Source organism: Streptomyces sp. NPDC001093 (assembly GCF_040298985.1).
Taxonomy (GTDB): domain Bacteria; phylum Actinomycetota; class Actinomycetes; order Streptomycetales; family Streptomycetaceae; genus Streptomyces.
This window is the reverse complement of sequence record NZ_JBEPBF010000045.1, coordinates 56549-68248: the sequence shown is the minus strand read 5'-3', so window position 1 is coordinate 68248 and position 11700 is coordinate 56549. Positions and strand designations below refer to the sequence as shown.

At 73.3% G+C, this 11700-nt stretch carries 7 protein-coding genes; 4 read left to right on the top strand and 3 right to left on the bottom strand.

The features are described from left to right. The first annotated feature begins 398 nt into the window (after positions 1-398). Positions 399-1535 carry a glycosyltransferase family 4 protein gene (locus ABT288_RS22945; RefSeq protein WP_351610750.1) on the top strand — a complete coding sequence of 379 codons (1137 nt, stop codon included), beginning with the start codon at positions 399-401 and terminating at the stop codon, positions 1533-1535. Here the strand turns inward: ABT288_RS22945 and ABT288_RS22940 are convergent. Genes ABT288_RS22940 through ABT288_RS22930 form a run of 3 tightly spaced genes read right to left on the bottom strand, consistent with a single transcriptional unit; the run spans position 1532 to position 6429 of the window. Beyond that, positions 1532-3178: a PucR family transcriptional regulator gene (locus ABT288_RS22940; protein ID WP_351610749.1), complete on the bottom strand. Its 1647-nt coding sequence runs from the start codon at positions 3176-3178 to the stop codon at positions 1532-1534. The two genes, ABT288_RS22945 and ABT288_RS22940, sit on opposite strands and share 4 nt — an antisense overlap. Before the next feature lie 44 nt (positions 3179-3222). Then, on the bottom strand, positions 3223-4581 hold the full coding sequence (locus tag ABT288_RS22935) for an FAD-binding oxidoreductase (RefSeq protein WP_351610748.1): 1359 nt from the start codon (positions 4579-4581) through the stop codon (positions 3223-3225). A gap of 45 nt (positions 4582-4626) precedes the next feature. Then, complete coding sequence (locus ABT288_RS22930) at positions 4627-6429, bottom strand: glycoside hydrolase family 15 protein (protein ID WP_351610758.1); 1803 nt, start codon at positions 6427-6429, stop codon at positions 4627-4629. 593 nt (positions 6430-7022) lie between these two features. Here ABT288_RS22930 and pyrG point away from each other — a divergent pair. From pyrG to ABT288_RS22915, 3 genes are all read left to right on the top strand, one after another. Continuing rightward, positions 7023-8672, top strand: coding sequence for a CTP synthase (gene pyrG, locus ABT288_RS22925; protein ID WP_351610745.1), 1650 nt, complete (start codon positions 7023-7025; stop codon positions 8670-8672). Positions 8673-8753: 81 nt separating this feature from the next. Next, positions 8754-9380, top strand: a complete 627-nt coding sequence (locus ABT288_RS22920) for an NUDIX domain-containing protein (protein WP_351610743.1) — start codon at positions 8754-8756, stop codon at positions 9378-9380. Positions 9381-9561: 181 nt separating this feature from the next. Beyond that, on the top strand, positions 9562-11628 hold the full coding sequence (locus ABT288_RS22915; protein WP_351610740.1) for a tetratricopeptide repeat protein: 2067 nt from the start codon (positions 9562-9564) through the stop codon (positions 11626-11628). Positions 11629-11700 lie beyond the last annotated feature (72 nt).

Sequence of the window (11700 nt, the reverse complement as noted above, 5' to 3'; positions counted from 1 at the left end):
GCTCGGCGCCGCGCTGGGGGCGGCCGTGGTGGCGGGCAACCGGCGCGCGGGACTGCTCGCGCACGCCGTCGCGGTCGTGGCCGCCGCCGTCCACGGGGACCGGGTCAGCGCGTGGGCGCGGCCGCTGTGAGTGTCCGACCTCGCCGGACGCGGTCGCACGGCGTTCGCCCGCGCCAGGGTCTTCTTCACCCGTGTGGGTGACATGCTCCGGCGCATTGCCCCGGCCCGCTGCCGAGTGCGCCCTCCCGATTTCCCGTAACCGCCGTTCCCCCTGGCATGCTTGAGGGCACACGGTCCGCGCGGGAGGCGCGCGGGGTACGTCCTTCCGCCCCTCTGAGCCCGCTACCTTCTGTACGTTTCCTCGTGACCGCCCACGCCGAACCAGGAGCCCCGGCCCCGTGAGCCCCCTGAGCAGCAACGCACCGCACGGCCAGTCGCCGCTGCGCACCGTGCAGGTGCTGGGCGGAGGCAACGCCGGCAGCAGCGCGCACGTGCGTTCGCTGGCCGAGGGACTCGTGGCGAGGGGCGTACGGGTCACGGTGTGCGCCCCCGTCGAGGCCGACCGCGCCTACGACTTCACCGGCGCCGGAGCCGAGCACGTGCACGTGCCGCGCAGCAGCGATCCCGTCTCCGTGGCCGCGCTGCGGACGGTGTGCGCCCACGCCGACCTGGTGCACGCGCACGGGCTGCACGCCTCCTTCCGGGCCGTCCTCGCGCTCGGCGGCCGGCCCACCCCGCTGGTCGTCACCTGGCACAACCGGGCACAGGCGGAGGGCCCGCGGGCGCATCTGCTGCGGCTGCTGGAGCGGCGGGTGGTGCGGACGGCGGCCGTGGTCCTCGGCACCAGCTCCGACCTGGTGGACCGGGCCCGGCGCACGGGCGCGCGGGACGCCCGGCTCGCCGCCGTCGGCCTGCCGGGGCAGCGGCGGCCCGTCGTCCTGGACGACCCCGACCGGCTGCGCCCCAAGGTACGCGCCGAACTCGGCGCCACCGGCCGCCCGTTGCTCATCGCGGTCGGCTCCCTGGACCGGCACCGCGGCTACGAGGTCCTGCTGGACGCGGCCCGCGCCTGGCGGCACCTCGACCCGCTGCCGCTGGTCGTCATCGCCGGGGAGGGGCCGCTGCGGGCGGCGCTGCAGCGGCGGATCGAGGACGAGGAACTGCCGGTGCGGCTCATCGGGACCCGGGAGGACGTGCCCGAGCTGCTCGCCGCCGCCGATCTGGCCCTGGTGACGAGCAGTTGGGAGTCGAGGTCCGTCCTCGCCCAGGAGGCCCTCTACGCGCGCGTGCCGCTCGTCGCGACCCGGGTCGGCGGCATCCCCGACCTCGTCGGCGACGCGGCCGAACTCGTCCCGTACGGCGACCCGGAGGCGCTCGCGTCCAGCGTCGTACGGCTCCTCGCGGACCCGGAGCGCCGGGAGGAGCTGCGGGAACGCGGGGTGCGGCAGGCCGCCAGCTGGCCGACCGAGGACGAGACGGTCGCCCAAGTGCTCAGCGTCTACGACGAGTTGACGCAGCCCCGGCCGCTGGCCTAGGGCACGTGCCTGCGGGCCCGGAGCGCCAGGCTCAACGCCAGGACCGTCTGCGGGTCGTCGAGGTCGGTGCCCAGCAACTCCCCGATGCGGGCGAGCCGGTTGTAGAGCGTCTGCCGGTTGAGGTGCAGCTCGCGCGCCGTCTCCGCCTTGCGGCCGGCGTGCGCCAGATAGGTCTGCAGGGTCGGCAGCAGCGGCGGCTTGGACCGGTTGTCGTGCTCGCGCAGCGGGCCGATCGCCCGGTCCACGAACGCGGCGAGGTCCGGGTGGTCGCGCAGCCGCCACAGCAGCAGGTCGATGTCGAGGCGGCGGGCGTCGTACCAGGGCCGGTCGGTCAGGCCCTGGGCCGCGGTCGCGGTCTCCGCCGCGTGCCTGAGCCCCGCCGACGCGGCCGCCCAGCCACCCGCCACGCCGACCACCACGACCGGCGGCGGCGAGCCCGGCCGGCGCATCCCGGCCCGCTCCACGCCCGCCCGCAGCGCCGCCGCCACCCGGTCCGCGACCGCCGAGCGCTCCGACTCAGAGCGCAGCCCGAGCAGCACCAGCACCCGGCCCTCCACCGGCCGTACGCCCAGCAGCACCGGCACACCCACCGCGGCCAGCTCCTCGGAGACCGCCCTCGCCAGCACCGCCCAACCCCCGCCGGGGGACAGGGAGTCCCCGATGCGCATCACCACCGGCAGCAGCGGGCTCTCGCCGGGCTTGAAGCCCAGGACCCGGGCCTGCGCCGGGGCGTCCTCCGCGGTGATCCGGCCCTCGGCGAGATCGGTGAGGAAGTCACCGCGGCCGCGGGCGGCCAGCTCCTCCTCCTGCCGGGCCTGCATCAGCACCACCGCCAGGATGCCCGCGGCCCGCTCGGCGGCGATCCGGTGCACCGGGGCCAGCGGCGCGCGGACCGGCAGCAGGACCAGGCGGGCGCGCACCGAACCCGCCGTACCGGGGCCGCCGCCGGGCACGTCCACCAGCACCGAACCGGCGGGCGGCGGCGCGCCCTTGTGCGGGCCGCGCAGCCCCTCCCACACCTGCAGCGGGTCCGCGCCCTCGGGCCCCTCCCCGGCGGCGTACAGCAGGCGGCCGTCGGCCGTCTCCAGGAACACCGGGTTGCCGCCGAAGTCCGCCAGGATGCCCAGCACCTGCGGCACCCCGCCGCCGCCCAGCAGCGCCTCGGTGCAGCGCCGGTGCACCTCCTCGGCCCGCTGCAGCAGGGCGTAGTGGCCGTTGACGATCTCGGTGTGGATCTCCTCGGTCACCGTCACGAACGGCACCTCGCGGTGCAGCTGGACCAGCGGCAGCCCGGCGGCGCGGGCGGTGTCCACCAGGGCCGCGGGCAGCCGGCTGAAACGGGGGCCCAGCTCCACCACCAGGGCGGCGATCCCGCGCTCGGCGAGGGTGCGCACGAACGCCCGCTGCTCGGCCGGGCGGGTGCCGAGGCCGTAGCCGGTGGTGAGCAGCAGTTCGCCGCCCTTGAGCAGCGAGGCGATGTTGGGCACCTCGCCCGCGTGCACCCAGCGCACCGTGCGACCCAGCCGGTCGGCACCCGCCAGGATCTCCGGCAGCCCGCTGCGCAACCCCGGCAGTTCCAGCGCCCGCTGAACGGTGATCCCGGCGCCCTGGGTGTCGGATCGGTGGTCCGTACGGCTGTCCATGCAGCGGACGCTACCTGCGTAAACGCCCTCGGGACAGCTCCCGGTCAGACGGGCTTGATGTTGTGGTTGAAGCGGAAGACGTTGTCGGGGTCGTAGCGGCGCTTCACCTTCTCCAGCCGCAGCAGGTTCCCGGCGCCGAGGCCCGCCCGCACCCGTTCGGGGCCCTCGTCGCCGACGAGGCCCAGGCAGACGTCACCGGTGCTCCAGGGCCGCACGTCGGCGCACGCGTCCCGCACCCAGGCCGTCGCCCGCCCGTCGTCGGCCGGGTCCGCCCAGCAGGCGAAGGGGTGCACCAGCCAGGACGCGTCCCGGTACGGCACCGGGTGGTCACGGGGGCCGGCGGCGATCGCGCCGCCCAGCGGGAAGATCACATGCCGGCTGCCGTTCGCCACGGGCATGCGCTCCGCGCGGGCGCGGAAGACGCCCACCAGCTCGTCGGGCAGGTCCGTCAGGCACTCGGCCGACCAGTCGCCCCGCAGTCCGGACGGGGGGTCCAGCAGGCACTGCACGTCCGCGTACGGCAGCGCGCCGACGACCTCCGTCTCGTGCGGCAGCGCCAGCAGCGGCTCGGCGAGCTTGCGCAGGGCGGTCTCGCCGCCCACGTACGTCAGCAGGGCACCGCACAGGAGCGGGAACTCCGCGGGCGGACCCGCCAGGTACAGCACGGCACCGCCCAGCTCGTCCGGACCGGTCCGGACGAGCTCGCGGAAGGTGCGGACCACGACCGGGCCGAACTCGGGCAGGCACAGCAGCAGTGCCACCGAGAACTCCGGCAGCTCGTGCAGTTCCAGGGTGAGCGCGGTGGCCACGCCGAAGTTGCCGTCCCCGCCGTGCAGCGCCCAGAACAGTTCGGGGTTCTCGTCGGCGTTGGCGTGCACCTGCTCGGCGTCGGCGGTCACCAGCTCGACGCCGATGAGGTTGTCGACGGCGAGACCGAACGCGCGGTCCAGCCAGCCGGTGCCGCCGCCCAGGACGTACCCGGCGACCCCGGTGGCCGAGGCCCGGGAGCCGGTGGTCGCGAGGCCGTACGGCAGGGTGGCCGAGTCCAGGTCGCTCGTCGTGGCCCCGCCCTCGACCCGGACCGCCTCGCCCGCCGGGTCGACGGTCACCCCGCGCATCCGGCGCAGATCCACGGCCAGCGCGCCGTCGACCCGGGCCCCCGCCATGCTCTGCCCGCCGCCACGCACCGCGATCTTCAGATCCAGCTCCCGCGCGAAGCGCACCGCCCGGACGACATCGGTCACGCCCGCGCACTGGGCGATCACCGCCGGGCGTGGGTCGATCATCGCGTTGAAGACCGTACGGGCGTCGTCGTAGCCCGCGTCCCCCGGGGCGAACACCTCCCCGGCCAGATCCTCCCGCAGCCCGGCGAGAGCCGTGCGCGCCTTCGAAGGGGGAGCCATGGCCGCCCCCTTTCCGGAAAGGGGTTCCGTCCGGTTACAGCCTACTCAGCCGCCGTACGCCCCCGAAGCCGTCAGCCGCAGCGCCGTGTCGATCAGCGGCACGTGGCTGAACGCCTGCGGGAAGTTGCCGACCTGGCGCTGCAGGCGGGGGTCCCACTCCTCGGCGAGCAGGCCGAGGTCGTTGCGCAGCGCGAGGAGCCGCTCGAACAGCTTGCGGGCCTCGTCGACGCGGCCGATCATCGCCAGGTCGTCCGCCATCCAGAACGAGCAGGCCAGGAAGGCGCCCTCGTCGCCGGGCAGGCCGTCGACGCCCGCGTGGGCGCCCTCCGTCGGGTACCGCAGGATGAATCCGTCCGGGGTGGACAGCTCGCGCTGGATCGCCTCGATCGTGCCGATCACCCGCTTGTCGTCCGGCGGCAGGAAGCCCATCTGCGGGATCAGCAGCAGCGAGGCGTCCAGCTCCTGGGAGCCGTAGGACTGGGTGAAGGTGTTGCGCTCCTTGTCGTAGCCCTTCTCGCAGACGTCCCGGTGGATGTCGTCGCGCAGTTCCTTCCAGCGCTCCAGCGGGCCGTCCGCGTCCCCGGACTCGATCAGCTTGATGGTGCGGTCCACCGCGACCCAGGCCATCACCTTGGAGTGCACGAAGTGCCGGCGCGGGCCGCGCACCTCCCAGATGCCCTCGTCCGGCTCCTGCCAGTGGTCCTCCAGGTAGCGGATCAGCTTCAGCTGGAGCAGGGCCGCGTAGTCGTTGCGGGCCAGGCCCGTCATGTGCGCCAGGTGCAGGGCCTCGGTGACCTCGCCGTACACGTCCAGCTGGAGCTGGTGCGCCGCGCCGTTGCCCACCCGGACCGGGGCCGAGTTCTCGTAGCCCGGCAGCCAGTCCAGCTCGGCCTCGCCCAGCTCGCGCTCGCCGGCGATGCCGTACATGATCTGCAGGTTGTCCGGGTCACCGGCCACCGCGCGCAGCAGCCACTCGCGCCAGGCACGGGCCTCCTCGCGGTAGCCGGTGCGCAGGAGGGAGGACAGGGTGATCGCGGCGTCGCGCAGCCAGGTGTAGCGGTAGTCCCAGTTGCGGACCCCGCCGATGTCCTCCGGGAGAGAGGTCGTCGGGGCCGCGACGATGCCGCCCGTGGGGGCGTACGTCAGGGCCTTCAGGGTGATCAGGGAGCGGACCACCGCCTCGCGGTACGGCCCGTGGTACGTACAGTGCTCGACCCACTCGCGCCAGAACTCCTCCGTCGCCTCCAGCGAGGCCTCCGGCTCCGGCAGCGCCGGGGGCTCCTTGTGCGAGGGCTGCCACGAGATGGTGAACGCGATCCGGTCACCGGGGGCGACCGTGAAGTCGGCGTACGTCGTCAGCGACTTCCCGTAGGTCTCGGCCTCGGTGTCGAACCACACCGAGTCGGGCCCGGCGACCGCCACCGTACGGCCCTCGTGCTTGTGCACCCAGGGCACGACACGGCCGTAGGAGAAACGCATCCGCAGCGCCGAGCGCATCGGCACCCGGCCGGTGACGCCCTCCACGATCCGGATCAGCTGGGGCGCGCCCTCACGCGGGGGCATGAAATCGGTCACGCGGACCGTGCCGCGCGGGGTGTCCCACTCCGACTCCAGGATCAGCGAGTCGCCGCGGTAGCTCCGCCGTGCGGCCGTGGGCGGCTGGCAGTCGGCCGCGTAGGCCGGGCCGAGCCGCCAGAAGCCGTGCTCCTCGGTGCCCAGCAGGCCGGCGAAGATGGCATGCGAGTCGAAGCGGGGCAGGCACAGCCAGTCCACCGTGCCATCCCGGCAGACCAGGGCTGCGGTCTGCATGTCTCCGATGAGTGCGTAATCTTCGATGCGCCCGGCCACGTGCAACTCCAGTCGAACGGCCACGTCGCCCCCGCGCAGGGGGCTGTCGCTAGTGCGGTCAAGGGGTCGTTGTTATGCGTCGTTGAGCTGTGAAGCAAAGCAGCCCGCCGAGCCCTGAGGCAATACGACAGTCTTTGCTCAACGAACTGCCGCGCTCACGTTGTTCCGGGTGATGGTGGCGGGGGTGTGCCGTCGTTCCGGCCGGGCTCGGCAGCGAGTGTCCGAGCAGGATACGACGCACGTAGATGATCTGCGTGTCCCTCGGGGCAACCCGTGTGGGCCGAACGGGTGAGCAGCGGGTGATAACCATGTGACCTGCGCGTGCCTGTGCTGACAGCTGTGGCGACCGGGCTGTCCCCGGCCGAGCGGGCCGGCCTGCTTCCGGCGTGACGGGGCCACCCCGTACCCGGGCGAGCGCGGAGCGTGGCCGGAAGCCATCTGCTCCAGGCGCTGATACCCTGGTAGCCCGTGGACCGGTGGGCCCGAAACCCCCGAACCGCAGCGACGGCACCCCCCGCCGGGAAGCACCACGGCTTCCGGGCCGGACGCCGTACCGCACGACAGACCGCGACCACGGGAGCCCCCTCTTGGCCATGCCGCCGAAATCTACGACGACCAAGCACATCTTCGTCACCGGGGGTGTCGCCTCCTCGCTCGGCAAGGGCCTCACCGCCTCCAGCCTGGGCATGCTGCTCAAGGCTCGCGGCCTGCGCGTCGTGATGCAGAAGCTCGACCCGTACCTGAACGTGGACCCGGGCACGATGAACCCCTTCCAGCATGGTGAGGTGTTCGTCACCAACGACGGCGCCGAGACCGACCTGGACATCGGACACTACGAGCGCTTCCTCGACCGTGACCTGGACGGCACCGCCAATGTCACTACAGGCCAGGTCTACTCGACGGTGATCGCCAAGGAGCGGCGCGGCGAGTACCTGGGCGACACGGTGCAGGTCATCCCGCACATCACGAACGAGATCAAGCACCGCATCCGGCGCATGGCCACCGACGAGGTGGACGTCGTCATCACCGAGGTCGGCGGTACGGTCGGCGACATCGAGTCGCTCCCCTTCCTTGAGACGGTACGCCAGGTCCGCCACGAGGTCGGCCGGGACAACGTCTTCGTCGTGCACATCTCGCTGCTGCCGTACATCGGCCCCTCCGGCGAGCTGAAGACCAAGCCCACCCAGCACTCCGTCGCCGCGCTGCGCAACATCGGTATCCAGCCCGACGCGATCGTGCTGCGCTGCGACCGCGAGGTCCCGACCGCGATCAAGCGGAAGATCTCGCTGATGTGCGACGTCGACGAGGCCGCCGTGGTCGCCTGCCCCGACGCCCGCTCGATCTACGACATCCCGAAGGTCGTGCACTCCGAGGGCCTGGACGCCTACGTCGTGCGCAAGCTCGACCTGCCGTTCCGTGACGTCGACTGGACGACCTGGGACGACCTGCTGGACCGCGTCCACAACCCCGACCACGAGATCACCCTCGCGCTGGTCGGCAAGTACATCGACCTGCCGGACGCCTACCTGTCGGTCACCGAGGCGCTGCGCGCCGGCGGCTTCGCCAACCGCGCCCGTGTGAAGATCAAGTGGGTCACCTCGGACGACTGCAAGACCCCGGCCGGCGCCAAGGCCCAGCTCGGCGACGTCGACGGCATCTGCATCCCGGGTGGCTTCGGCGACCGCGGTGTGCAGGGCAAGGTCGGTGCGATCCGCTACGCCCGCGAGAACAGGATCCCGCTGCTGGGCCTCTGCCTGGGCCTGCAGTGCATCGTGATCGAGGCCGCGCGCAACCTGGCCGACATCCCGGACGCCAACTCCACCGAGTTCGACCCGGCCACCGGCCACCCGGTCATCTCCACCATGGCCGAGCAGCTGGACATCGTCGCCGGCGAGGGCGACATGGGCGGCACCATGCGCCTCGGCATGTACCCGGCGAAGCTCGCCGAGGGCTCGATCGTGCGCGAGGTGTACGACGGCAAGGAGTACGTCGAGGAGCGGCACCGCCACCGCTACGAGGTCAACAACGCCTACCGCGCGGAGCTGGAGAAGAAGGCCGGCATCCTCTTCTCGGGCACCTCGCCGGACGGCAAGCTCGTGGAGTACGTGGAGTACCCGCGTGACGTCCACCCCTACCTCGTCGCCACGCAGGCCCACCCGGAGCTGCGCTCGCGGCCGACGCGCCCGCACCCGCTGTTCGCGGGCCTGGTGAAGGCCGCGGTCGAGCGGAAGATCGCGAAGTAACACAAGGGTTGTACGGTGGCCGGGGCGCGCTCGTTCAAGAGGACCGCGTCCCGGCCGCTGGCGCACGTGGGGAAGGACAGCATGACGATCAAGGACACTCCCGAGGAGTGGGAGATCCGGGCGACGCAGACCCCCTTCACGGGCAACAAGACCTCCGTCCGCACGGACGACGTGGTCATGCCCGACGGCTCGGTGGCCCGCCGCGACTACCAGGTCCACCCCGGCTCGGTCGCCGTCCTCGCCCTGGACGAGGAGGACCGGGTGCTGCTGATCAACCAGTACCGCCACCCGGTGCGGCACAAGCTGTGGGAGATCCCGGCCGGCCTGCTCGACGTGCCCGGCGAGAACCCGCTGCACGCCGCCCAGCGCGAGCTGTACGAGGAGGCGCACGTCAAGGCCGAGGACTGGCGGGTGCTGACCGACGTCTACACCACGCCCGGCGGCTGCGACGAGGCCGTACGGATCTTCCTCGCCCGCGATCTGTCCGAGGCCGAGGGCGAGCGCTTCGAGGCGGAGCACGAGGAGACCGACATGGAGCACGCGCGCGTGCCGGTCGAGGAGCTGGTGCGCCGGGTCCTGGCCGGTGATGTGCACAACAACTGCCTGGTCGTCGGTGTCCTCTCCCTGGTGGCCGCGCGCGGTGGCGACGGCCTCGACGCACTCCGCCCGGCCGACGCACCCTGGCCCGCCCGGCCCTTCCGGTCCTGAGCGCACGCGCCGCCCCGAACCGCACCCGGTCGGCGTACTGGTGTGACGATCGCCTGATCCGATCAGGGGATCTGTCCGTCGCGCTCGTCACGGCGCCTCGCGGAGCGTGAACTAGGCTCTTGCACGCCCGCAGCGGAAGATCCGGCGGGCTTGCGCGTGCGGTGGGACGGGAGTGTGGCCCGTGACGGATCAGGTGGTGCACACAGGCGGCGTGCGACTGGCGGCGCACGAGGGCACACAAGACCATTTCCTGGGCCGTACAAGGGAGTTGAAGGAGCTGCGCGCCGACATCGAGCGCGCCGGCCTGGACACCCTCTCCGGCCGCAAGGCGCCACGCGCGCGCGTGCTGCTGATCGCGGGACGCCCCGGCTCCGGCCGGACCGCCCTGGCCGAGGAACTCGTACGACAGGTCGCAGACCGTTACCCGGACGGGGTGCTGCGGGCCCGGCTCAGCGAGCCCGACGGCACCCCCGTCCCCATCGGGCGCGCCGCCCGCGAACTGCTCGGCGCGCTGGAGCTGCCCGCCCCGGCCGGCGCCGCCGAGGACGACCTCACCCAGGCGCTGCGCACCGCCCTCGCCGACCGCCGCACCCTGCTGCTCCTGGACGACGCGGCCGGCGCCGAGCAGGTCGACGCGCTGCTCCCGGAGGCCCCGGACTGCCTGGTGGTGGCCGTCTCCTCGGGCCCGCTCACCGGCATCGCGGACGTCCGCCCCTGCACGCTCGGCGGCCTGGACACCAAGTCGGCGGTCGAACTCCTCACCCGCTACACCGGCACCGTCCGCATCACGGTCGACCCGCGCTCCGCCGAGAGCCTGGTGGAGGCCTGCCAGGGTCATCCCGCCGCGCTCGTCCTGGCCGGCGGCTGGCTCGCCGCCCGCCCCAAGGCCGCCGTCTCCGACCTCGCCAAACGGCTGCACACGGCCGCCGAGGACGGCCCGGACGGCAGCCCGCTGGCCCGCGTCCTCCGGCACGTCCACAGCGAGCTGCCCGGCCCGGCCGCCCGGCTGCTGCCGCTGCTCTCCCTCGCCCCGGCCGGCCTGATCGACCCGCACACCGCCTCATCCCTCGCCGGCTGCTCGGTCAGCGCCGCCCGCGCCGTCCTGGACGACCTCGTCGCCCTCGGCCTGCTGCGCGCGGTGCACTCGCCGCTGCCCCAGTACGACGTCCCCGGCTGCCTGCACCCGCTGCTGCGCGCCTACGCCCAGGCCCAGGAGCGCCCCGCGGAGCTGCAGCTGGCCCGGGCCCGGATGCTGGAGCGGACCGTACGGCTGCTGCAGGCCTGCCGGGCGATCACCGAGACGGACAGCCCGCAGGCCCGGGAGAAGCTGAACGCGATGCCCCACGAGGTGCGCTTCCCCACCCCCAGGGCGGCCGCCGACTGGCTGCGCATCCGGCGTCCCGCCCTGCTGGCGTCCGCACGTCTGGCGGTGGCCGACGGCGAGCTGGACACCCTCGCCCGGCGGCTGATGTCCCAGCTGGTCAGGGCCATGGTGGCGCACGTCGGCACGCAGTCCGCCGCGCACGACCTGTACGAGGTGCACAGCCTGGTCCTCGATGTCGCCGAGCGGCGCGGGCTGGCCCGGGAGCAGGCCGCGGCCCTGCTGAACCTGGGCGACGTGGACGCGCAGACCGGCCGTACCCAGGACGCGCTGGCACGGTATCGGTCGGCTCTGGACGCCGGGCGCAGAGCAAATGACCCGTACGCGATCGGTCGCGCGATGGAATCCGTAGGTGGTGCCTACCAGGAGCTCGCGGATCACGACCGGGCCGCGGACTGGTTCGGCCGGGCCCTGGCCGAACGGCTGGCCCGCGGGGAGCGCGAACAGGCCGCCCGGCTGTACGGCCGGATCGCCACGGCCCACACGTATGCGGGCCGCTACGGCGAGGCCCTGCGGAACTGGCGGGCCGCCGTCGCCGGCTACCGCCGGAGCGGCGATGTGGCCGCCCACGCGCGGGCGTTGAGCGAGCTGGCCCGGGTGCAGGAGTACGCGGGACGCTTCGAGGAGTCCCTGCGCACCTGCCAGGAGGCGGTGGAGTGGGCACGGCGCGCCGACGACATCCGGTTGCAGGCCGCGCTGCAGCTCCGGCTCGCCGACACGCTGGAGCACCTGGGTGACCCGACCGCGGCCCGTCTGCACCGCGCGGCGGCCGGGCGCATGCTGGACGAGGAGACCCCGGACGACGGGACAAGCCCCAAACAGGACGTTGAAGCCTGCGAAATCCGTAGTGCATCCAGCGAAGATTGATGCAATGAAAGGCTAGACACGCGGAACGCCTTCATTAAACTGGCTCTGCCGCACGTTCTCCTGCGGTGTCTC

Bases quoted from the DNA above. Each gene is read 5' to 3' on its own strand.
- ABT288_RS22940 (WP_351610749.1), bottom strand. From the start codon at position 3,178: ATGGACAGCCGTACGGACCACCGATCCGACACCCAGGGCGCCGGGATC.
- ABT288_RS22935 (WP_351610748.1), bottom strand. From the start codon at position 4,581: ATGGCTCCCCCTTCGAAGGCGCGCACGGCTCTCGCCGGGCTGCGGGAG.
- pyrG (WP_351610745.1), top strand. From the start codon at position 7,023: ATGCCGCCGAAATCTACGACGACCAAGCACATCTTCGTCACCGGGGGT.
- ABT288_RS22920 (WP_351610743.1), top strand. From the start codon at position 8,754: ATGACGATCAAGGACACTCCCGAGGAGTGGGAGATCCGGGCGACGCAG.